At 64.3% G+C, this 22898-nt stretch carries 19 protein-coding genes; 11 read left to right on the top strand and 8 right to left on the bottom strand.

Features of this window, described 5'->3' with window-relative positions; all coding sequences use genetic code 11:
- Positions 1–205: 205 nt before the first annotated feature.
- Positions 206–1183 carry a hypothetical protein gene (locus tag ACFFDA_RS02095; RefSeq protein ID WP_404477939.1) on the bottom strand — a complete coding sequence of 326 codons (978 nt, stop codon included), beginning with the start codon at positions 1181–1183 and terminating at the stop codon, positions 206–208.
- 19 nt (positions 1184–1202) lie between these two features.
- Positions 1203–3506 carry a TonB-dependent receptor gene (locus tag ACFFDA_RS02090; RefSeq protein WP_404477938.1) on the bottom strand — a complete coding sequence of 768 codons (2304 nt, stop codon included), beginning with the start codon at positions 3504–3506 and terminating at the stop codon, positions 1203–1205.
- 274 nt (positions 3507–3780) lie between these two features.
- On the opposite strand from ACFFDA_RS02090, the gene ACFFDA_RS02085 reads away from it, so the two are divergent.
- The 4 genes from ACFFDA_RS02085 (at position 3781) to ACFFDA_RS02070 (ending at position 6726) form a co-directional block, all read left to right on the top strand.
- Positions 3781–4653 carry a LysR substrate-binding domain-containing protein gene (locus ACFFDA_RS02085; protein ID WP_404477937.1) on the top strand — a complete coding sequence of 291 codons (873 nt, stop codon included), beginning with the start codon at positions 3781–3783 and terminating at the stop codon, positions 4651–4653.
- A 138-nt stretch (positions 4654–4791) separates the two neighbouring features.
- Positions 4792–5733 (top strand): hypothetical protein, encoded by a 942-nt coding sequence (locus ACFFDA_RS02080; protein WP_404477936.1) that lies wholly within the window; start codon positions 4792–4794, stop codon positions 5731–5733.
- 101 nt (positions 5734–5834) lie between these two features.
- Complete coding sequence (locus tag ACFFDA_RS02075) at positions 5835–6200, top strand: hypothetical protein (RefSeq protein ID WP_404477935.1); 366 nt, start codon at positions 5835–5837, stop codon at positions 6198–6200.
- 22 nt (positions 6201–6222) lie between these two features.
- Positions 6223–6726: a hypothetical protein gene (locus ACFFDA_RS02070; protein WP_404477934.1), complete on the top strand. Its 504-nt coding sequence runs from the start codon at positions 6223–6225 to the stop codon at positions 6724–6726.
- On the opposite strand, the gene ACFFDA_RS02065 is transcribed toward ACFFDA_RS02070, so the two are convergent.
- The 4 genes from ACFFDA_RS02065 to ACFFDA_RS02050 form a co-directional block, all read right to left on the bottom strand.
- Positions 6689–7348, bottom strand: coding sequence for a TetR/AcrR family transcriptional regulator (locus ACFFDA_RS02065; protein ID WP_404477933.1), 660 nt, complete (start codon positions 7346–7348; stop codon positions 6689–6691). The genes ACFFDA_RS02070 and ACFFDA_RS02065 overlap by 38 nt on opposite strands.
- Before the next feature lie 181 nt (positions 7349–7529).
- Entirely contained in the window at positions 7530–8753 is a 1224-nt protein-coding gene (locus tag ACFFDA_RS02060) for a phytanoyl-CoA dioxygenase family protein (RefSeq protein WP_404477932.1), read from the bottom strand.
- A gap of 344 nt (positions 8754–9097) precedes the next feature.
- The gene (locus ACFFDA_RS02055; RefSeq protein WP_404477931.1) at positions 9098–11254 is read right to left on the bottom strand and encodes a hypothetical protein; all 2157 of its coding nucleotides are present in this window, start codon (positions 11252–11254) and stop codon (positions 9098–9100) included.
- Positions 11251–11658, bottom strand: a complete 408-nt coding sequence (locus ACFFDA_RS02050; protein ID WP_404477930.1) for a hypothetical protein — start codon at positions 11656–11658, stop codon at positions 11251–11253. Before ACFFDA_RS02050 ends, ACFFDA_RS02055 begins: the two co-directional genes overlap by 4 nt.
- Before the next feature lie 209 nt (positions 11659–11867).
- Here ACFFDA_RS02050 and ACFFDA_RS02045 point away from each other — a divergent pair, with 209 nt between their 5' ends.
- Positions 11868–13043, top strand: coding sequence for an ROK family protein (locus ACFFDA_RS02045; protein ID WP_404477929.1), 1176 nt, complete (start codon positions 11868–11870; stop codon positions 13041–13043).
- Between the two features lie 96 nt (positions 13044–13139).
- Positions 13140–13796: a hypothetical protein gene (locus tag ACFFDA_RS02040; RefSeq protein WP_404477928.1), complete on the top strand. Its 657-nt coding sequence runs from the start codon at positions 13140–13142 to the stop codon at positions 13794–13796.
- 69 nt (positions 13797–13865) lie between these two features.
- Here the strand turns inward: ACFFDA_RS02040 and ACFFDA_RS02035 are convergent, their stop codons facing one another.
- A complete protein-coding gene (locus ACFFDA_RS02035; protein ID WP_404477927.1) occupies positions 13866–14117 on the bottom strand; it encodes a hypothetical protein in 252 nt (83 codons plus the stop codon).
- Positions 14118–14343: 226 nt separating this feature from the next.
- Here ACFFDA_RS02035 and ACFFDA_RS02030 point away from each other — a divergent pair, with 226 nt between their 5' ends.
- Together ACFFDA_RS02030 and ACFFDA_RS02025 are read left to right on the top strand one after the other, a co-directional pair.
- Positions 14344–15138 (top strand): transporter, encoded by a 795-nt coding sequence (locus ACFFDA_RS02030; protein ID WP_404477926.1) that lies wholly within the window; start codon positions 14344–14346, stop codon positions 15136–15138.
- 244 nt (positions 15139–15382) lie between these two features.
- Positions 15383–16111, top strand: coding sequence for a MucR family transcriptional regulator (locus ACFFDA_RS02025; RefSeq protein ID WP_404477925.1), 729 nt, complete (start codon positions 15383–15385; stop codon positions 16109–16111).
- Positions 16112–16181: 70 nt separating this feature from the next.
- On the opposite strand, the gene ACFFDA_RS02020 is transcribed toward ACFFDA_RS02025, so the two are convergent.
- On the bottom strand, positions 16182–16451 hold the full coding sequence (locus ACFFDA_RS02020; protein WP_404477924.1) for a hypothetical protein: 270 nt from the start codon (positions 16449–16451) through the stop codon (positions 16182–16184).
- Between the two features lie 180 nt (positions 16452–16631).
- Between ACFFDA_RS02020 and ACFFDA_RS02015 the strand changes: the two genes are divergently transcribed.
- The 3 genes from ACFFDA_RS02015 (at position 16632) to ACFFDA_RS02005 (ending at position 22822) form a co-directional block, all read left to right on the top strand.
- Positions 16632–20375 carry a LamG-like jellyroll fold domain-containing protein gene (locus tag ACFFDA_RS02015; RefSeq protein WP_404478287.1) on the top strand — a complete coding sequence of 1248 codons (3744 nt, stop codon included), beginning with the start codon at positions 16632–16634 and terminating at the stop codon, positions 20373–20375.
- A 22-nt stretch (positions 20376–20397) separates the two neighbouring features.
- On the top strand, positions 20398–21060 hold the full coding sequence (locus ACFFDA_RS02010; RefSeq protein ID WP_404477923.1) for a LamG domain-containing protein: 663 nt from the start codon (positions 20398–20400) through the stop codon (positions 21058–21060).
- Between the two features lie 187 nt (positions 21061–21247).
- Positions 21248–22822, top strand: coding sequence for a family 43 glycosylhydrolase (locus ACFFDA_RS02005; protein ID WP_404478286.1), 1575 nt, complete (start codon positions 21248–21250; stop codon positions 22820–22822).
- The last annotated feature ends 76 nt before the right edge of the window (positions 22823–22898 follow it).

Here is a 22898-nt window from a genome sequence, read left to right as displayed (position 1 = left end):
TGAGCCTCAACGCGCCACGCAGCGGCGTCACACTTCGATCTCTCCACTCGGTCAAAACCGGCTTCTTCAACACTATCGGTCGGATGCTGCCGGAAGCTTGGGGGACAACAGCGCCGCTTGGCGAACGGCCAACAGTGACGAAAGCGGATGTTGGTGTTGACCGTGACGTGAGGCCTCCGCACGGACGACCGAGCCGGGCGCCCAGCTATTCACGGACACGAGACGCCAGAGCCGCGACGATCGACCGAATCGTTTCTGTTGCCGACTCGCCGCTGCCCGTCGTCCCGTCCGCCGGGGCGAACATGGTCGAGACGGCGCGGCGGTCGGCGATCATGTAGATGAGGTCCACGCCGGCCTCTCCGGCTACGATGGCCGTCATCCGGGCGCTTGCGGGCACGATGCGAACGTCGCCTGGGGCAATGCGGGAAAAGCCGCTGTGCAGAGACCCGGCAAATGGTACGAGCACGACCTCCGATCCTGCCACATGCTCGGGCAGGATTGTCGCTCCAGGCGCGGCGCGGATCATCAGCACGACGGGGCCGGCGAGCGCGTCTCCGAGTACGGCCGCGCAAACCCGCACGCCCGGTGCCAGTTCGTGCCAGTCCTGCGCATCATCGAAACATCCCCAATGGAACCCGCCGACGGCGCGGCCCTCGCTGATGGCGAGCGCCGATACGCCCCTGGCGCCGCCGGGAACATCGCGCCAGTAGGGATCGTCCGGCGATGCGACCGGACGGTCGAGCTGGTCCTCCGCCACCTCGCCCAGTTCGAACGAGCCGTCGTGCCGCGTCGTGGTGGAGCGGGCGCCGCGCCGATCGCCATGGACGGCGAACATCCACAAGGGCGCGTCACCGCCGTCGACCAGTCCCTCGCGGTAGGGAATGCCGGATGCCTGATAGCCGAAGTCCCCCGGCCCCATACGTTTGCGCTGGAGCTGGAAGCCACCCTGGACGACGGCGCGCAACTGGTCGGTCGCGTGGTAATGGGTATCAAGCCACATCGCCTGTGGCACTGGCGGACAGATGCCCAGTTGCACCGCCGGGCCCGCCTGGGGATCGCCAAGGCTGATCCACAAGCTGGGCGGCGAGCCATCGCCTGCCGATACGCGTGTCCAGCCGGTCGGATCGCGGAAACTGAGGTCGCTGTGACCCGCCCCGAACGTCATTCCCTCGGCATGCAGCATCGTGTGCGGCTCCTTTGGTTCAGAAAGTGAACTTGGCGCTGACGCCGTATGTCCGGGGCACGCCGGGGCTGTTGCTGGTGAAACCCAGCGGCGGCGCGAAACTGGTCCCTGCAGCGATGTAGCGCTTGTTCGCCAGGTTCTGCCCGAACAGTGCGAGAACGAGGGGGACCTTCGCGAAATCGAACGAGACCCGAGCATCGAACAGGCTGAAAGCGTCTTGCGAGAAGGTGGGATAGAGCGCGGGCGAAAGGCCCGGCGAGAGCGAGTACATGACCATCTTGGAACGATAGGACCAGCCACCGCCGAGGGTCAGGGTGCCGGCGCCGGTCTCGATCGGCACGGTAGCGTTGAGCGAGGTATTGAGCTTCGAGACGTTGACGGTCGGCTGCCCCTTCTGCGGCCCCTCGACGTACTTGGGGTCGGAATAGCCGAGGGCGCCGTCGATGTGCAGTGGCCCCAGGATTGCCGAGACCTCGATCTCGCCGCCCCAGATGCGCGCCTTGCCGCTGTTGGTCAGCACGCCCGGCGGGGTGCAACTGGTGCAGCCCGCGGGCACGTCGCCGTTCACGTTGAGCTGGATGTTGCTGTAGTCCGAATAGAACCCCGCGGCATTGATGCGCAGGTGCTTGTCGAACAGGTCGATCTTGATGCCCACTTCCGGGCTGACGAGCTTTTCAGGGGCGACCGGGCCGAACTGGGCGATGGCGGAGGTGTTGGCCGCGGCCGCTTGCTCCGGCGTGATGCCGTTGCCGGGGAAGGTGGCCGCCGGCCCGGTAAGCCCGAAGGCACCCGACCGGAACCCGCGCGAGACCTTGGCATAGACCATCGCACCGGGCGCGACCTCGTAGTCGACGCCGAGAGTGAAGGGCAAGTAGTGATACTTCGCCCGGTCCTCGAAGCGGCAGGCTTGGGGGTCGGGATCGCCCGGGGCATTGGCCAGGCTGCACACCAGGTAGGTGTAGTCATTGGTGGCGATGTGATCGCGATATAGCGCGCGGCGCTTGTCCACGACGTAGCGCAGGCCTGCCGTCAGACGCAGCCCCGGCGCGATCTCGTACGTCGCCTGGCCGAAAGCGGAATACGATTGGTTCTTGATGATCGGTCCGCCGATATTGACGGTGGGGCCCACGAGCGACTGCAGCACCGCCGCCTGGCTGAACTGACTGCCCGTGACCTGGAAGTAGTAGACCCCGCCTATCCACGTCAGCCGGCCGTCGAGCGCATCGCCGAAGAGCTGCGCTTCCTGCGAGAACTGCTTGGTCGCGATGGGATAGTCTACCAGTTCCAGAACGTCGTAGGGCGTGCCGTCCAGATCGTTCGCGGTATTGTAGCGCGTGCGGGTGTAAGCGGTGATGGAACGAAAGTTCACGGCATCGGTGACGGGCACGCTGAGCGTTCCGGTGATCCCGAACTGGCGCAGCGCAAACCGCGAATCGGTGTTCGAGTAGCTGTCGTGCCGGCCGCGTCCGGCGGCATTCACGTAGTTGCTCAAAAGGTCACCGGGATTGCCGCTGAGAGCGGGGATCAGGCCGTTGAGGAAATTGGAGGGATCGAAGTAGGCGAGATTTGTGGGAAAGCCGAAGCCCTCCGCATTGGCGTAGAAGCCGCTGATGAGCGCCTCGGTCCCGCTGTCCTGGCTGAGACGCACCGTGCCGCGGAAGTAGTCCTGATTGAACGTGCTGGTCGGATTGCCGGTCGTGAAATTGCGGCCGTAGCCGTCGTGCTGGCTGTGCTGGTACACGAAGCGGGTGTCGATGATCCCCGGCCGCAACGGCACGTTGAGGACGGCGGTGCCGGTCCATGCATCGTAGTTGCCGTAGCTGCCCTCGACGTAGCCGCCGAATTCGGGCGTGGGCTTGGCGGTCGTGATGCTGATGGCGCCGCCGATGGTGTTACGGCCGAACAGCGTGCCCTGCGGGCCCTTCAGCACTTCCACCCGCTCCATGTCGATCATGGCGTTGTTCGAGCCGGCATTGACGACGTTGTAGACCCCGTCGACATAGCTGCCGATGGCGGGGTCGGCATTGATCGAGGGCACCAACTGGGTGACGCCGCGAATGGCGACCGATATTTCGAGCGGCGTCAGGGTCGGCTTGGCCTGCAAGCCGGGCACGACGCGGGTCAACGACACGACGTCGGTAACCTGCTGCTGTTCCAGTTTGACCGTGCCTAGCGCGGTTACCGAAATCGGCACCGTCTGAAGGTTCTCCTCGCGCCGCTGGGCGGTAACGACAATGTCGTCCAGGCTGACCGCCTCCTGCTGCGGGGCTTGCGCCCATGCAACGGACGGCAGCGACACCCCGATCGCCAGAGCCAAAGTCACGTGTCCCGGTCGCCGCATCGGCATGTCCCGCATCCTCCCCCGATATATATGTTGCCTGTTGGCATTTCACGTTCCCGCCCGGTGGCGGAACCGCATGATGGAGAATAAAATCCACGGGCGCTGGCGCAAGTCGACCGGCGGACATAACTGCGGGCTTCACATGTCATCAAGACATGGCAAGTGCCCGATCGCGGATTCGGCCGGTACGGAAAAGGCCGTTGCCACCTCTCTTCCGGCAGGGGAAATTCCGGAGCCCGTCCGCTACCCATGCCGTATGGCTATCACTCTGCAACAGCTTCGCTACCTTACGGCGGTTGCCGACGAAGGCTCGTTGACCCAGGCCGCCGCCAGGCTGGGCGTCACCCAGCCGGTGCTGTCCCGCGCGCTGGCACAGCTTCAGCAGGAACTGGGGACGGCCCTGCTGAAGCGCAGCGACCGCAAGCTCATATTGACGGCCGAGGGGGAGGCTGCGCTGATACCGGCGCGACGGGCCGTGGCGGCGGTGCAGGAAGTTCAGCGGTCGGCCCTGCTGAAGCGGCAGGCCCCGCTGCTCAACATCGCCGCACAGTCGACGATGCTGGCCGCTATCGCACCGGCGTTTCACGATCTGGTCCAGCGCTATCCCGACATGCACCTGAACCTGACGACCACTGAATCGGTCGAGGCGATGACCGACGCCCTGGCCAACGAACAGATCGACATCGTCTTCGGGCAGATGCCTACCCTCAGCCACGGGGCGCGTTGGGTGGCATGGGACAGCCTTGAGGTCGTGCTCGTATCGCCACCCGACCTCGACCTGCCCGACCCGGTCACGCTTTGCGATCTCACGACCATTCCGATGATCTCGATCCAGGCCTCGACCCGCCGCCAGAAGACCTTCGACGACCTGTTCCTGCGGGCCGGCATCCGGCCGAACATCGTGCTCGAAGTCGAGGATCTGAGCGTGCTGTTTCCGATGGTGCAGGCGGGGGTCGGCTCGTTCCATGCCTGGCGCTTCATCGCCAGCCGCTACGAGGGCGTTGCCGTGCGACGGTTCAACCCGCCGCAGACGGCAGACATCGGCTTCGCGTATGTCGATCGGCGCAAGGCGCAAGTCCGCGAATTCATCGACCTGGCGCTGCGCCAGCCGAGACCTGCACTGCTCTAGCGGATGTCCCAGCATGTCCCAGCATGTCCTATCGACATATAGGCGCGGCAGTTATGCTTTCCATGGATGCTGCGTTTCGTCCTATCAGCGTCCCGAGAGCCAGGCGCGCGATCGCCAGGCACGGACGGAGAGAGGCGGATGTTTCAGGGACATGGCGGACTGGCGATCGAAGGCGATCATCTCGACTTTTCCTATGCTGCGAAGGACGCATGGCCGAAGCTGACCGAGAAAGGATCGTTGCGCGCCTTCATCTTCGGCATCGGCGACGAGCAGGTCGGCCCGATGATACAACTGGGCCTGGTGTCGATCCGCGACGATGAACCGCTCGACTGGCGCCACAGCATCGATCCGCTGCACCACCACGGCAGCGACCAGTTCCGCACCATCCTGCGCGGGCAGTGGAGCCTGGCCGGTCGCAAGCTCAATCCGGGCGACTATTCGTTCCAGGAATCGGGCATGGTCTATCAGGAGCATCCCGTCGCGCCGGAGAACTGGATGATGCTGGTGATGGGCGACAGGCGCGGCAACCAGGCGACGATCGCGACCAAAAAAGACGAATTGACGGTTTTCGAATATGACGAAATCTACGGCGCGCCGGTGGAGGGCAGGCCCTATCCCCTCCCGGAAGGAAATCGGGGAACGGCCGCCGTCGCCACTACGGGGGGATCGTGTGTCCGCGGCTTCGTCAACGGGCGGGGCGAGGCCTTGTCCGAAGGCGCGGCGATTTCCGGCCTGCTGGGTGAGCCGACCGCTGGCCCGGCTATCCATGTGGTAAAGGCTGGTCCGGGCGAAACCATCCTGCCGGCATCGCTCTGGGAAACCGAACTGCTGATAGCCGTAGTCGCCGGTTCGGTGCGCATCGGCGAGAGGCCGTACCATGCCGGGGAGATCAGGGTGCAAAGCGCAGAAGCGCCCTTGCCGGCAGTGTCCACCGCCGAGGCCGCGGCACAAGTCGTGCTAGTGCGGGGCGACCGCCGGGCGGCAGCCCACTTCGAAGGCGCCGCCGCGCCTGCCTGGATAGCAGACGCCACCGCACTGCACGCGCACCTCGTGCCCCGTCCGGGTGGGCAGGCACACTAGATGCGGGCCCATTACGGCATCTAAATTCGCACCAGCAATACCGGGGCAAACACGGAGGTTAATCTCGCAGGTCGACAGCGCGGGTCGGCCTACTTGCCGCATTGGCGCCAGCCGTCGCCAAGGAGCGACCGGAGGGTAGTGACGAGACCGAAGCAGAGCTGACGGCCCAGTTCGATTCCGTCGAGCCGTCCCATTGCGAGATCGTGGACCATTGCATAGCCGAGGTTGGCGAACTGGCGGCGGGCGATGGCGAGGTCTCCGGCGTCGATCGGGCGGCCGGGGCGCTCGATGCGCGGACCGGCGCCTACAAGTGGCACTATCAGGTCAACCCCGGCGAGAGCTGGGACTACAACGCCTCGATGGGCATGGAACTGGCCGATCTCGATATCGACGGCAAGCGGCGGCAGGTCCTGATAACCGCGCCTAAAAAACGGTTTCTTCTACGTCATCGATCGGATCAGCGGTAAGCTGATCTCTGCCAAGCCCTTCGTGAAGGTGACCTGGGCCTCGCGCATCGACCTCAAGAGTGGACGGCCGGTAGAGAACTCCGGTGCCCGCTACCCGAACGGCAAGACCTTCACCATGTGGCCTAGCCCCGTCGGTGCCCATACCTGGCTGCCGATGGCCTTCAACCCGAAGACCCGCCTCGTCTATATTCCTGCGATCGAGATGGCGACGAGCTACAACGATGTCGGCATCACCCGTGAGAACTGGCGCCGGGCGCCTGGCAGCGCCGTCGAGGGCGCCGCCAATCCCGATTTCGTCGTGCCCGATGCCGGTCCCACCACGAAGTTGCAGAGCCTGCATGGTCAGCGCGGCGGTAGGCGGGCTGGCTTCGACCGCCACGCTGCGGTTGGGCTCGAACAGCCTGGTCCTGAGGGTGTCGCCGGGCTGCGGCGACACGATCTCCGTGGCGACGCCTCGGTTGGGGTATTTCATTCGGGGACCGGCGATGTCACCAGGCTTGGTGTCCATCCACGAGGACGTCGATGATGAACGCGGCCTGGGTGCTTGCGTCTTCTGCGGAAATCGGAGTCTCGGCGCCTCGGCTGTTCACCCAACCCGAGATCATGGCCATGATGGCCTCGGCAATGCGTTCGGGCGCCTTGGCGTGAATGCCCGATGCCGGCCCATGGACGCGAATTTCGGAGCCGAGATAATCCACCATGCCGGTGTAGCCCAGGAAGTCGGTGAGAGCGCCGCTGGATCTACCCGATGCGCTCAGCGCGAGTTTCCGGAATGCGCGCACTTCGGACTTGGTCGTCCACAAGAGCATGGTCGTCACGTTGTGGGTGAGGCGTTGTCGCAGGTCGCTGGTGAGCTTGGTGTTCTGTTTCGAGGTCACTTGCGACCATGACGCCACTTTGTTGGCCAGCACGGCGTTGAGGAGTCCGAGTTTGTCGGGATAGCGCTTGTACAGCGTGGTCTTCGGGATTTGCACCGCGCTAGCTACGGCTTCCATCGAAGTGCCATCGAAGCCGTCCTTGAGGAACAGCGCGGTCGCCGCATCGAGGATGGCCGCCGTGATTGCCTGGGACTGCCTTTGCGAAGGCCGGCCTCGCCCGGTCGGGCGAATGTTTGCGGTCTTTGTGCTCTCGGGCTTGGAGGCGGGCATTTTCGGGCAACTCGGCATTGGGTCGGCGAACTTTTCCCGGACAGTTTGGCTCGGGGACAGGCGATGACCCCAGGGCCCGGCACTTCGCTGAAACGACCGCGTCCGAGGCCGCCATCCCACATGACACAATCCGGCTGTGCCGCAAACCGGGATCAGCGGTTTCGGTTCACGGGCAGGACGGCTATCTCCGCGACGTATCTTGATCGCGAAGAAGATCGTTCACCCGTTCGCGCAAGTGTCCGACCGAGGTGTCGACCAGCACCCCGCCCTTGGGTTCGAGCGGAATTTCGGTGTAGAGCACGCGACGTTCGGCGGAGACCGGACTGGTCGCATCGTGCAGGGTACAGGAGAGATGGACGGTGACATCGCCCGGTGCGGTCGAGAGCGCCACTACAGGCAGGTACGGTGCGGTCTTCGCGATTTCCACCGGCATGGCGAGGCGGTGAGACCCGGCGATCACCCTAAGCTGCCCATTCGCTTCGCTGGCGGACGTGATGGCGATGCCCACCGTCATGCGCGCGCACGCATAGCTGTGGCGGCCGAGGTGGCAGTCGCGGTGGAACGAGAGATCCGAAGGCCCTGAAACGACCCCGACGGGCTTGAACAGGGCTTCGATGATACGCCCTTCGACGGGCTTTCGGGCCAAGGCATCCATCCCTTCCAGGATTCGGATCATCCGCTCCCATCGCGCGCCGGAGAGGATGGCGGCCGTCGTGGGAGATCGCTCGACAAATTCCTGGAGCCGGACGCAGACGCGCGACCCGTCGGCTATGTCTGCCCACCAGGATTTGCCGTCGCCTTCGCGATAGTCGCCCAGCGAGTGATCCATGTCTGCTGAAATCGCCTCGACATCGGCGGGATCGATCCAGCCGCGCAGAAGCACGAAGCCGGTTTCGCGAAGGAAATGGGCAATCTCTGCCGGATCATCGTCGGATGAAAAGGCTCGGCACAGATCGAGCGGGTCTCCGTCGAGGGAGCGGAAATCCAGCTTTGGATCTACCACCGGCCAGCCCTCCAGGATTGCCATCCACAGGGAATCCCAGATGGACACGTCTTCAAGCGTGCCGCCGTGAAATGACAGGCTGCGCGCAACGAGCAGGCCGTTGAAGGTTATCTGATTTTGAGCCAGGTCCGTAAACTGGGTGGGCGAAAGTGAAACGACCAGGGCATTTGCCAGCGGCGACCTGGCGATGTCGATCGTCTCGCCGGAAGAGTATAGCGTCCACACGTCTCCAGCAACGTCGAGGCTGAGAGGTTTCGCGGATAGCGCATGGTATGCGGCCGCGGCGATCGGGCCATGAGCGCCCAGTAGCCCGGGCAGCGTGTCGGCGAAGAAATCCGCAGGGTGGATCGCGGCGAGGCAGTCGCCGTCGTCCCTGGTGCGCCTGTCCAAAGCAAACGTCATGCTTTGGCATCCTCGAAAGCGAATGGGCTTTCATCGGATCGTCGCGCATGCCTGCAGTCAACGTTCGAGCAGCGGTCGCGCCAACCCAGCATGTTCTTACGTCTGGAAGAGGGCCGCATTCCAATATCCTCCCCATCGCGCCGCTTTGGAAACGACGATGTCTCGATGCTCTTTAAGATACGCATCGTACTTTTATCGATGGGTGAGCGCAAGTTGATAAATATACGCTACGTTGCTATTTTGGGCATGTCGCCATGGATCGATCTAGCGGTCTCCACCGACCGCGAGGGCGATGTGCTGCATCGGCGCCCACCCTCGTTTTTTGCCGCGCCTCGTCGAACGCGTCACTTGACCGTTACGCGGACCCTTCCGAGATTCTGGATGCGCCCGAATGCGGTGACCCTGTCGCCATCGCGCTGGGAAATGCCGCGCAAGACCGGAAAATAGGTTCCGGGCGTATCGAACTTGTGCGTGATGGTGAACGTGGCCGTTTTCGCCTTTGGGGCGATGGCGGACTGGACTGCGAACGTCCCGGCCCCCTCGAAGTCCCATTCCGCCGCAATGACCGTCCCCGCGCCAGGCGGTACGTCGATCGTTCCCCTGAATGTCACGGTCTGGCCGGCGGTGATGTCCGCGCGTTCGCGGCCATCGACTGTCAGCGTGACCACGGGCTGGATGCCGCCGCGCGCGGCCGCGGTTGGGGGCACGATGATCTGGCCGTCCTCGTACCGGTAGTTCGTCGAGGGGAGGGGGGCGATCCCCTTCTCGACCCAGAGCGCGACGTCGCGCAGCGCCTGGTTGAGAACTGGCACGTAACTGACGGTATGGATCGCATCTTCCTGCGTATCGCTGTCGCCATGCAGGGCATGGTCGGTGAACCAGAGGCGGAAGTGGTCGTTCGCCTTCGCGCCGAAATGCTTCTCGACCCGCGCACGATACCAATCCGCCGACCAGGGATAGGCCTCGCGATCCCACAGCGATTCGACAAGGATCATCTTGCCCTCGAAATTGCCTTCCGGGACCGAGCCCGCCGTCGCTTTCGTAAAGATCGGGCCCAGGAGCATCGGTCGTTGCGGGTACGTCGGCTTGCCGTCCGCACCCCGGAATTGGTCCCAGACCTTGAATTCCGGGCCCGGCACCTGGTGGCGATGGTAGGTCTGCGCGGCCAGGAAGTTGCTGTTGTCGACCTGGACCTCGTCACCGCGGGCCAGCTTTGCGGCTACGGCCGGATCGACGATGCCGAAGATCGCGGTGTCGCCCTCGATCCGGCTCAGGGTCAGCCGGGTTCCCTTGGCCGCCCCGGAAAGCACGATGAGATCGCCGCCCAGGAACTGCACGGCCGGTGGCGGGGAGGACAGGCGGACCGCAACGACATATTGCGCCTCCTTGCCTTGCATTGCCGCGAAGCTGTCGTCCACGTTGCCGGCGATCTTGCCGTTGGTCACGCTGGTCTCGAGTTTCTGGCGCCGGGCATCCGCGCCGGTAATCAGACCGGCGATCGTCGCCTTGTGCTGCAATCTGTATCCCGTGAAGCTTTCGGGGTGGTCGAAGCCGTAGTAGCCAGGCTTCGTCCAGAAATCGGTGAAGTAGCCTGGGTCGGCCATCACCACGCCGCCATAAAGGGCGGCAAAACCGTGAATGCCCATCGTCTTCCAACCGAACCACGACTGAAGCGGAAAGCCCATGCGGGTCACTTCGCGCAAGGCCGCGGCCTGTTCGTCGTTCAACCCGGCATAGGGATCGCCGCTGCCCCCCGGTTCCATGGCATCGACGATTTGCGGGAACTTGTCGTTGAGCAGGCGCATGGCGTGCATGCGCACCGTGAAGCTGTTGGGAATCGCCATGCTCGAACCAAGTACGTGCGGAACGGCGCCGTCCCAGACTCCGCGCGTATTCTCCATCGATCCGACCGTGCGATAGGCCCCGCCGCTGCCGCCATAGGCATAGCCGTAAGGCCGCTTTCCCCCGTACATCTGCAATGCCACGACCCGTGAATACTGCGCGGCGGCTGCATTGGCGCGATAGGCGCCGACCGTAGGTTCGGCCGATCCGAAGCCAGCCACCGCCGGCCCGCCGCCATTGGTTTCCACGAAATATCCGCCGCTGGCGATAGAGAAGCTGATCTTGTCGTTGGCAGGCGAGGTCGGCCGTTGCGCCAGGTTCTCGTTGTCCGGAGCGGGCGTGAAGTGCTGGAAGAAGCGACCCTGGTAACGGTCCTTGGGCGGCAGGTAGAACGAAAAGCGGGTGTCGGTTCCCTTGAAGCCACCATGGACGTAGCGATGGCGGACCGGCGCATCACGCCATTCGTCGATGTCGATGTAGGGCTGGGTGAACAGCGGGTCCGGAGCGGGGGCGGCTGCCGTCGTCGTCCGGGCGGGCTGGGCATCGACCGGCGAGACATGGGCGATGGCCGATCCCGCGATCGCGACGGACACGAATGCCAGCCTTACGCGCTTGCCGGTCCTGGTGTTGGTATTCGCTGTTTCGTACGCACGCTTCATGGGAAAGCTCCGTATTCTCGGGAAGGGGAAGCGGGACTCATGCCGGCCGGGCGATGGCCGTCGACAAGGATCAGCGTCGACGAGCCGCCCCCGGACGCGCCCGGCAGGTTGCGCAGGTTCGGGCGGTTGATCCTGATCTGGCTCGAATTGATCGCCGATACGATCGGCGCGGCGTTGAACGAGGCTGCGTGCGGGACGCTGGCAAGGAGTTGCGCGGTCGAGTTGGCACCGCGGCAATGGTCGGCGTGTCGAGCGAAACGGTCTGCGAGCCGGCCGGTGCCGCTCAGCGGCGCCTCGGCATCCTGCTCTTGGCTTTCTTGCGCGATGGCCGCGAACGGCGCGAGCGGGATCATCGATACGTCGATCAGGGCGCACTGACCGACGTATCCGAAAGTCCTTTTCATGCTCTCTCCCCTGCCTGGCACCTGCGGATTTTGTTCCGGGTTGCCGATTGGTCCCATCGTCGCCGCTGTCGTTGTATCGACATGTGCTGGCGGTGGAGAGACAGGGTTGGCAGATTCGCGAAAGCTTGTCGCGAGAAAATTTTAGTCACTAAAATAACCGACCGGACGCCGGTATTGCGAAGGTTGGCCAATTCGTGGATGAGACGTCCATGCGTCTTTCCGACCAGGAATTTAACCGTCTGCTGTTGCTGAAGAAGCTTCGTGCGGCAGAACCGGTTGCCCGGACCGAACTGGTCGCGCTGACGGGCCTCACCGGCGGAACCATCACCGCAATCACGTCGGACCTGGTCAAGCGCGGAATCGTGATCGAGGAGAAAGTCGTCTCCAGCTCCGCCGGGCGACCCCGGGTCAACCTGCGGATCAATCCTGCCGGCAAGTACGTGATCGGCACTACTGCGACGGGCGATGGCCACGTCCTCACGGAAATTGTGAATCTGAGGGGAGAAAGTCTCGGGGGCGCGAAAGCCAGGCTTGCAACCACGACGCGGATCGAGAACCTTGCCGAGCAATTTGTCGCGGCGCTCGAAAATGCGATCGGACAGAGCCAGGTGCGCCGTGAGGACATCTTCCGGATCGGCATAGGGTTGCCTGGCATCGTCGACAGCCGCACCGGCACCGTCGAGCAGATCGTCACGTTTGAGCCGGGGCCATGCGATTTCGGCGGCATCGTCGCCCGCGCCTTGGGCATTCCCACGCTGGTCGACAACAATATCAACCTTCTCGCGCGTGGAGAGCATTGGTACGGGGCAGGCGCCCATGCGGACGACTTCACGCTCATCAACATCGATCTCGCAATCGGTGCCTCGCTCTACCGGGAAGGCCAGCTTATCAGCGGCGCCCACGGCATCGCCTCCGAGTTCGGCCATACCAAGATCGTGCCGGACATCGGGCGTCCCTGTTTCTGCGGTGCACGAGGCTGCCTTCAGGCCTATTGCTCGGTCCAGTCGATCACGCAGCAGTCCTGTGAGCACCTGGGCCGTCCGTCCCCTTCGTACGAAACCATGAATGCATGCTTCGCCAGGTTGATGGGCGAGCACGCGGCCGCCGAAATAGATATCTGGCCGGTTCTCGAGCAGGCCAGTCACTATCTGGGCGTGGCGGTCGCCAATCACATCACCATGCAGGACCCCGAAGCCATCATCATCATGGGCCCGCCGATGGCGATGATGGACCGGCTTCGCGGCACATTCTTTGCTGCCCTCGAGCAAAACACCTTCCCGGCCTTGCGACGGCGGACCAAGCTTCACTTCAAGGTCTGGGACAAAAGCGCCTATGCGCGGGGAGCTGCCGCCATGGTGCTAGAACAGGTATATGCGAGGTCCTGACCACACCGACGGGGCGCGTGGCGGCGAATGTCATGGAAGGGCGTGAGGATGAGAACGAAACGGCATGCCGTTGAAGGCGCTGTTCTGGGATTCGGCGTGGCGGCAGGTGCGCTGATCGCCTGCGCGAGCCAACCGGCCCATGCGCAGGATGCCGGACCGGCGGTCGATTCGCGGTCGTCGCCGGCAGGCGAGTATGTGCATTCCGAAATGGAACTCGTCGCCGGAATCCTGCTGAGAGAGGACGGTACGTTCGAGTACGGCTTCACCGTCGGCTCGTTGGACGAACGGGCCTCGGGACGCTGGAAGGTAGTGGACCGGCGCATCGAACTGACGAGCGACCCGCGGCCGGTCGCCCCGACCGTCACCGCCGACCGTACGGACCTGACGCCTGGACAACCCTTTGGCTTCAGGGTCCTAGGCCCGGACGGTCGTGACGTTCCGGGAGTGGATTTCCGGGTCGAGTTCGATCACGGCGATCCTGTGGAGGGATATACGCCGGGCGATAGCTGGTTCCCGCCGCAGGACCAGCGGCGCAGCGTGCGATTCATTAGCTTCAGCATGCCCTCGTATCGCCTGAAATCGGAGAGATTGCCGCTCGAAGCGCGCGACGGCCGGACCGCGATCTTCAAGCTGACCCCCAATGATTTCGGAGTGGCAGACCTCACCGGATCATTTGCCGATCTGGAAGGACCGACGCTGACGCTGCACAGGCCGGAAGGCACGATGGAATTCAGGCGGAGAGGCAAGGATTGAAACGGTTCGTTGAGGCGGGACAGTCCGGGTCCGCCGGTAGCCAACCTCCGCCGGTGTGATGGCCTTGCTTCAAGCCTGTGTCTGGGTCGGGCGGGCGTTCGCGGCGGCGGAGACCGTACCGGTCTGCGCGGCCTTGCGGCGATCGGCGTACTTCTTCAGCGCATAGCCGCCCACGGCGGTCGCTATCAGTCCCACCGGGCCCATGCGGCGCAGGACGGCGGTGGCGGCTACGCCGAGCAAGGCACCACCCGTCCCGTCGACGCCACGGACATGCCGGGCAACCTGGCTGCCTGCGATCGCTCCAACAATCTTGCCAATCATCTGGGTATCTCCTTCGCTTTATGTAAAGACGACCGCAGGCAATTGTTCCGGTCGCTCACCGGCAAACGCGCCCGCTCCGCGATCCATCGATGCCTTCGCCGATGCTACAGAATGTCGGATATATGACGAGTCTCATCCGGGGTCTCGTGCACGCCCGGCCTCGCTCTCGCCGGGAACAGAGGCCGGGAGAGAGGTATTAGCGTCTATCCAGTCGGGGGCTTCCAACATGCGTATTGCGGCACTTCTTACTGCCGGTCTCGTTGTTCTCTCATCGCAAGCCGGCGCGCAGCAGCGCGATTACTGCCCGGACCGGCCCGGCATCGGAACGCCCGCCTGCACGATGTCCCCCGGCACCTATTCCGTGGAGCTTGGGGTCGGCGACTGGACGACCGACCGCGATAGCGGCGGCAGGACGGACATCCTGCGGGCTGCGGACGTGCTCGTGCGCTATGGCGTCGCGGACCATGCCGAACTCCAGGTCGAGTGGGCGGGCATAGGGTTTTCCCGCACCCGCGACGAGTTGAGAAAGGTCGATCATCGCAATGGTGGCGGGGACGTCACCCTGGGCCTGCGCCGCAACGTCCTACATCCCGACGGATCGGGGTTATCCATGGCGGTAGCTCCCTTCGTATCGCTGCCCGTCGGCCGGCAACCTTTCGGTGCCGGGGACTGGTCCGCCGGACTGCGCGTGCCGCTGTCGTATGAAGTGTCGGACCGGTTCAGCATCGTCACCACCACCGAGTTCGACGCGGCGGTAGACGAGGACGGATCGGGCAGGCATTTCGCCGCCAGCGAGGCGGCGGGCCTGGCCTCGAAATTGAACGAGAAGCTCACTCTCACGGCGGAGTACCAGGTGCTTGCCGATAGGGATCCGCAAGGACATCATGTCGAGCATCTCTCCGGGCTTTCCTTGGGCTGGCAACCGACGGACGACCTTCAGCTCGATGCCGGTGCCAATGTCGGGCTGGATCGCCATGCCGACGACCTGGAAGTGTATTTCGGCGTCTCCCGCCGGTTCTGATCGTACACGCCGTCATTGCGCAGCCGGCGCTGGCGGCCCGACCGATCGGTGCGGGGGACCGGCCGCGAATATCTGGCCATCCTCGACCCGGACACTTGAGTTGATAATCCGCCGCAGCGACGCGCGCGCCAGCGAAGTCAGGCGACCATTTGCGCTTGATTTGCGTTGTTCAGGCGTCGAAGTATAGTTTTCCTGTATAAATCACACTTTCACCTGTTCAAAATCGTCCGGAGCACCGCCAGAAATGCCTGATACCGACAACGCCACTGAAGTGACCGCACTCACCGTGCAATTGTTGAGCGCTTACCTGTCAAACAACACTGTGGCATCGACCGACCTTGCATTTCTGATCCGGTCCACCCGTCAAGCGCTGACGGGAGACGTCGCAAAATCCGCCGCTGTAGACGTCGAAACGACGCATATCCCGGCCGTATCGGTGCGAAAGAGCCTCGCGTCACCCGATCAGATACTCAGCCTCATCGACGGCAAGCCATACAAGACGCTCAAGCGTCATCTCGCGACTCATGGGTTGACGCCGGAAACCTATCGCGAGCGATACAACCTCCCCGCTAGCTACCCGATGACCGCGCCCAGCTTTGCCGCGCTGCGTCGCGAGATCGCCGAAAAGATCGGTCTCGGCAAGAAGTCGGCCCCCGTCGCTGCGCCTGTGGTGGCGGGCGATGACGTTGCCCCCAGCATCGATGAAAAATCGCAGGCGGCGGGGACGAAGGGCAAGAGTGCGAAGGTAAAGTCGCAGGCGGCGCGATCCAAGCCCGCCAGGACAGCGGCACGAAAGGCCAAGGGGCCGGCAGGCAAGAGCGATGCTCCGGAACCGACGGATACGGTTACGGCAGAGATCCCGGCGCAATCCTCCGCCGATGAGGCTCCTGATGCGGCGGTCAAGAGCACCGCTCCCGCCAAAGCGCCGCCGCGTCGCCGCAAGCTCGGGCTTTTCGGCAAGGCCGCCGGCTAGCGTGGTGTTCGGAAGGCAGGCGTAAGAGCATCGGCTGTAGCGAAGGAATCCGCGGCAACCGGTGCCGCGGTTACCGAAGCAAGCGTTCGATGAAGTGCGCAGGTAATATCCTCTGGCTGCGCCGCCTAAGGTGCGGTGCAGCCATGACTTTTACCCTCCCTCCAGCTACCTCGCAGATCGCTGCGCCATCTGCGGAAATCGCGCCGGCAACATGCTCCCGCTTATCAGGATCGAGCAGTGCCTCGATGGCGAAGGCGCTGACCGCGCGCGTTTCGGAATGGTGGGAATCAGCCGCGCAGTTACGTCCCAATCTCATACGGTCGCACAGTGCGTAGACCATCGCTCGTGTTTTCATCGTTACGGCTTGAATGATTGATACCGGTGTCATAGTCAGGATGCGACAAGCGGGTGCATGGCCGCGCAGGCAGGGGATGAGAACAAGGTGTCCTTCACCATTCGGCGATTTCGCAGGCCTTTGACGTTCTCGCGCCTTGCGCTGGTTGCGGCGGGCGTCGGTCTGATGGCCGGATCGGGAGCAGCATGTGCTCAGGGTGGGGAAGGGTTGCTGTTCCACGCTCCGCTCGACCACGATTTCAATGCCACGACAGCCGGCGGCGCAACCGTGCCGAATTTCCAGAGCGACGTCGCCATCGTTCCCGATGGCGCCTCCGGCGGGGCCGGGCGCTGGTCCGACGGGGGCTATGTCGCCTGGGAAGCGCCGGGAAACATGTTCGCACAGCGCGGCACCCTGTCCTTCTTCTGGCGTAGTCGCACGCCCGTAGGCGAGGCGCCTTTCGTCATTTTCCGGGCCAGTGCGGGCGATCATTCGAGCTGGGACATGGCGTTCCTGCGCATCGACTGGAACGGGCACGGGTTCGACGCCTTCGTGACCGATGCCAACCTTTCGCGGATCAGGGTGAGCTGGACCATTCCCACGCCGCCGGACCCGGCCGCCTGGCACCATCTCGCCTTCGCGTGGGACGAGACCCGGGGCGTGCGCCTGTTCTGGGACGGCAAGCAGGTCGCCGCGAGGGACCAGGCGGCGGACCTCGACATGGCACTCGACCAGTTCGGGCTCGCGGGCCGCGTGATCGCGCCGCACCAGGTTCAAAGCCGGTACAACTTCATGCGCGGTTCGGACCTCGACGACATCCGGGTCCATGACCACATGCTGGCGGGCGAGGATATCGCGCGCCTGGCCGTCAGGCAGGTGCCTGCGACGGGGGGCTCGACCGCGCCATTGCCTGCCGCCGTGCGCCGGGCATGGTTGCATCGCTTCGGCTGGGACGCACAGACTCCGCCGGCGCTCGAACAGGACGTAACGGTCGTGCGCAAGGTCGAGTTCGCCGATGCGAAGGACCTCAAGGAATGGATGTGGAAAGGGGTCGACGGCATCGCCGAGACGACCTGGCCCGGCGTCTACAATCGCTCGCGCCTTCCAGGCCGTGACGATTACTTCCAGTTGCCGGACTGGAACGTCTACGTCGAGGGCGGAAAGACCTACGAACTGGCGCTTCCCGACAATGTCACCTTCAATAGGGTCGAGATCCGGGGGGCGGCCTACGGCTCGCTGGATTGGTCCGGCGACGGCAGAACCTGGCGCCAACTGGCCGCGCGGCCCGAAGGCGTGGTTCGCTCGATCACCGACACACCGACGAAGACAGGCGGGACCCTGCGTTTCACCAATGCGATGCAGGAGCAGCCGATCCAGGAAATCTGGGCCTACGACATCCATCCCGGGCGGGTGCCGGAGGGCACCTTCCAGCTCAGCTACACCGTCAACGCTTCGATCGCGCCGGACCTTGGCGCGCTCGCCAGGCTGAACGCGCATATCGCGGGTCGCTACCCGGCAAACGAGCGTACGACCGTGGTCGCCCTGCCGAGCGCCGGGGTACGCGTGGCGCCGGGTGCGGGCAGCGCCGCAGCCGCCGGAAGCCTGGCGCGGGACACTGCCGCTATGCCCATCGTCCATGTCCTGATACCTTCCAACTTCGGCGATGCGCCGGCCGGGCGCCCCTTGGCCCGGGCCTGGAACTATGGTTGGGAAAACAGCCACGACGGGCTCGACGGGATCGCGATCGACTTGCCCGCGATTGCCGGCAAGGGTGATGTGCGCGGCTTGATTGCGCTCGACATCCGCGTGAAGGACCCGATCTGGCCCGATCGTGACATGATCGACGTCCAGGTCTCGGTCCGCCCGGGCCAGCCGCGCACGCTGTGGCTGGACTTGCGCGATCGCATCCTGACCGGGGACAGCCTCTACCTGACGATCGCCTCTGCTTCCTCCGACTTCGGCGCCAGGTCGCTCGACGGCATGACGGTGCGGCTGGTGTTCAAGGACAGGGCGCAAGCGAAAATCGAGCACGTTGCCGATCGCTTCAACCAGGTGAAGGACAACTGGGCCTTCCTGGTGGAAGAGCACACGGCCTCGAAGAGGGCCGCGCTCTATCGCCGGCTTCATGGCGACATTACCGACCTGCTGCGCGTCGACCCCGACAACCTCGAAGCGCGCCGCTATTGGGCGGATATCGGCTATTCCGAAGGGCAGTTACCGCCCTTCACCCAGCCCGAGGCCCCCGCCGGCATGCCGCTCTGGGCATTCCGGCAGCTTGAAGACCTCAAATTGACGCGCCGGTTCGTGAACTGGTGGATCGACAATCGGCAGGTGGCATACGGCGATTTCGGCGGCGGCATTTCCGACGATACCGACCTTACGCAGCAATGGCCGGGCCTTGCGCTCATGGGAGTGGACCCGGACAAGATCAACGCATCGCTCAAGGCACTGTCGGACGCGGTCTATGCCAACGGCATGATCGTCGACGGCCTGAGCTATATCAGTACGGACGAACTGCACGTCTACGAGGAAGGCATCAATTCCGATGCCGAGCGGCTTTACCTCAATTGGGGCGAACCCAAGGCGTTGGAGCGGATGTTCGCCACCGTGAAAGCCCTCGGCGACGTGATCCGCGTGAATCCGGCCGGGCACATGCACTTGTCGTCTAGCTGGTACGGCGGACGCAAGATCTACCGCGACGAACCCTGGGCATGGCAGAAGCCTTACGGCTTTGTCATCATGCACACGCCGATCCTGCTTGGGGTCTACAACGCCGATCCGTCGGCACGGGCACTGGTGACGGGGATGATGGACGGCTTGCTGGCGCACGGCAAGCAGGATGCCGACGGCCTGTGGCGCTTCCCCAACGACATCAGTTGGGACCATGACACCGAGCGCGCGGGGGATGGCGGAGGTGCGACCCTGCCGCTGCAGTCGGCCTGGGCGGCGTGGCGTTTCACGGGGGATGACAAGTACCTGCGTCCCGTCCTTGGCCGGGTGGGCAAGGGCAACGTCGGCGTACTGTCGGAAATCAACGAGAACGCGATCACCGTCCTGGGGCGGCGCAAGGATTGGCAGGGCAGCGTGCTCGGGAGCGCCGAGGCCGGGAACGACTTCGCCCGTTTCGAGGCTTGGAACGGCACTGGCGAAAAGGCCTGGCTCGAGGCACTCAACGCCGCCGGAATCGCCGACAAGAGCCAGCACATGTACATGTACACGCATGGCCACTGGTGGAGCGATCGTGTCGAGGCGCCGAACGAACTGCTCCAGCGCGAGCGGCTGGGCGGCATCGCGCTCAAGCGGAACCAGACCTATCCCGGCAATGCGGTGAGCTGGCGTTTCGCCGATCCCGAAGCCGCGGTGAAGGTGGCGATCCTGGTACGGGACGCGACGCCCGATCGCTTCACCGTCGCCGCGTACAACACGACGGATGCCGAACAGCGCGCCGACATGGGCACCTGGAACGTCACTGCTGGCACCTGGACGATGACGCAGGGCTCCGTCTCCCGCGAAGTGGAACTGGAGCGAAGCGGCTCGCTGCCGGTGGTCTTCGCGCCGGGGCAGGGCACGGAGATGACGTTCACCCTCAAGCAGAAAGCCGCATTGCAGCCCGAGCATCGGCCGGACCTCGGCATCGGGCCGGACGACGTGGTGCGCAAGGGCAACCGCCTGAGCCTGACCGTGCACAGCCTTGGCTCCGTACCCGCTCCCGCCGGTACGGTCACTTTGGAAACGGTGGATGGCAAGGTGCTGGCCTCGGCACCCATCCCGCCGCTGGCGGCGCCGCTCGACCTTGCCCCAAAGACCGCCCGCGTCACGCTATCCGTGCCGGCCGGAGCATCCCGGATTCTGCAGGTCAGGGTGTCGACGGGCGGTCCCGAGATAACCCGGCGCAACGACGTGGTGGTTCTGGACGTGCCTCCGCGCTGAATCGTGAAGGAAGGGGAGCGCTATGAAACGGGCCGCGATATTGCTTCTTGCCGCCGCACTGATGCCGGGCGCGTTGCAGGCACGGCCGGGGCAGGTCGTCTGGCGTTTCGATAACCTCGAGCATATCGGCGGCCTTACCCCCCTGGTCCTGGGAGAGCCCAGAGTGGTCGATACGCCGATCGGCGCAGCCATCGCCTTCGACGGCTTGGACGATGCCATCTATCTCGACCGGCACCCATTGGCCGGCGCGGCACGGTTCACGGCGGAGGCGATCTTCAGGCCCGACGGAGGCGCTTTCGAGCAACGCTGGATGCACCTGGCCTCGCACGATCCGGGTGACCAGACGCGAATGCTGTTCGAGATCCGGGTAGTCGGAAACTCCTGGTATCTCGATACTTTCGTCAAGGGACCGGGCTACGCCCAAGCCCTGATCGACCCGGCCAGGCTGCATTCGATCGGTCGGTGGTACCATGTCGCGCAGACCTTCGACGGCACTACCTACCGCAGCTATGTCGACGGAGTCCTGGAAGGCGAGGCCAGGGTGGCCTTCCGCCCACAGGGCCCCGGCCGCACGTCCGTAGGCGTGCGGTACAGCCGGGTGAGCTTCTTCCATGGCGCAGTGCGGATGGCACGGTTCTCCCGCGAAGCACTGGCCCCCTCACAGTTTCGCATGGTTCGCAAGTAAGGCACCGACGGCCGCGCGCATCCGTCATCGCAAGCCAAGCTTAGTCTTCGATACCCAAACGCAGTTGGCCAATTCCGTTGACACCGGTGACATACATGATAGCGCTAGCATAAAATGGGAAGATGGAGAGAGACGCGTGAAAATCGATCGTCGGGAAGCTTTGGCCGCAGCGCTCGGAGCCGTTTCGATGACGGCGCTGGGTGCGGGATCGCCTGCCTCCTCGCGCGTGACGTCGTCTGGCGCCGGCATCGATCCGGCGCCAGCCTCTCCTGCTTATCGCCGGGGCTTCGACGGTCAGCGCATCGCCGACCTGGGAGACGGTAGGTTCCTCAACCCGTTGATGGCGGGCGACCATCCGGACCCCTCGATCATGCGGGACGGGAAGGACTATTACATGACCTTCTCGACCTTCGATTCCTATCCAGGGCTGGTCGTGTGGCATTCGCGCGATCTGCTCAACTGGCAGCCGGTCATTGCCACGCTGACCAGGAACGTCGGGTCGGTCTGGGCGCCAGACATCTGCAAGCATGGTGGCCGCTATTTCATTTACTTCCCGGCAGAGGCCAGCCCAAACGCCAACTACGTGATCTGGGCGGATCGGATCGAAGGGCCGTGGAGCGATCCGATCGACCTCGGCCTGCCGGACCACATCGACCCGGGCCATGCCGTGGGCGAGGACGGCTTGCGCTGGCTGTTCCTGTCGGGAGGTGATCGCATCCGTTTGAGCGAGGACGGGCTATCGACCGTAGGCAAGGTCGAACACGTCTACGATCCCTGGCACTATCCCGAGGACTGGGACGTCGAGGGATTTTCGCCCGAAGGGCCCAAGATCGTGCGGCACGGTGCATACTACTACCTCATCACCGCGGTCGGGGGTACGGCCGGTCCGCCTACCGGGCACATGGTGATTGCCGCGCGTTCGAAGTCGATCCACGGGCCGTGGGAGAACTGCCCGCGCAACCCGATCGTGCGGACGAAGGATTTGGCCGAGAAATGGTGGTCGCGCGGCCACGCCACGCTGTTCGAGGGCCCCGACGGCTCCTGGTGGTCGCTTTATCATGGCTACGAGCGCGATTTCTGGACGCTGGGGCGCCAAACCCTGCTGGACCCCGTCACCTGGACCGATGACGGCTGGTTCCGCATGGAGGGCGGCGATCTTTCGCAGCCGATCGCGGCGCCAAAAGGGGGCAGCAAGTCCGGCTCGCACGGCATTGCGCTCTCGGACAATTTCTCCACCCTCGAACTCGGCCGGCGCTGGAATTTCTTCAAGCCCGGTCCGGACGAGAAGGCGCGAGCACGCGTCGCCGACAAATGCCTGCACCTTGCAGGCAGGGGCACGGCCCCGGTCGATTCCTCGCCACTTCTGCTGATCGCTGGGGACCAGGCCTACGAGTTCCATTGCGACATCGAGATCGACCCCGGCACCACGGCGGGGTTGGTGCTGTTCTACGATCACCAGCTTTACGCAGGCCTCGGCTTCGACGAGGCGAAGTTCGTCACCCACCAGTACGGCATGGAGCGCGGTCGCCCCGTCCACTCGCACGGCCGGCGGATGTTGATGCGGGTCCGCATCGATCACCATATCGTCTCGTATCACACCAGCGGTGACGGAGGCAGGACATGGAAGCGGTTCGATCGCGGCATGGAAGTCTCTGGCTATCACCACAACGTGCGCGGTGGCTTCCTCATGCTGCGACCCGGCCTCTACGCGGCGGGTACGGGCGAGGCGCGGTTCCGCAACTTCACTTTCCGCGCGCTGTGATGAACGTCGCTCCCACGCGGCGCCGGCCGGGCCGAACCGGCGTTCCGGAGAAAAGCGTCCGGTCGGGAATTACCAT

Source organism: Novosphingobium sp. BL-52-GroH, from assembly GCF_044813085.1.
Lineage (GTDB): Bacteria > Pseudomonadota > Alphaproteobacteria > Sphingomonadales > Sphingomonadaceae > Novosphingobium.
Note: the sequence above shows the minus strand (reverse complement) of the source record. Positions and strands in the feature narration are given on the sequence as shown.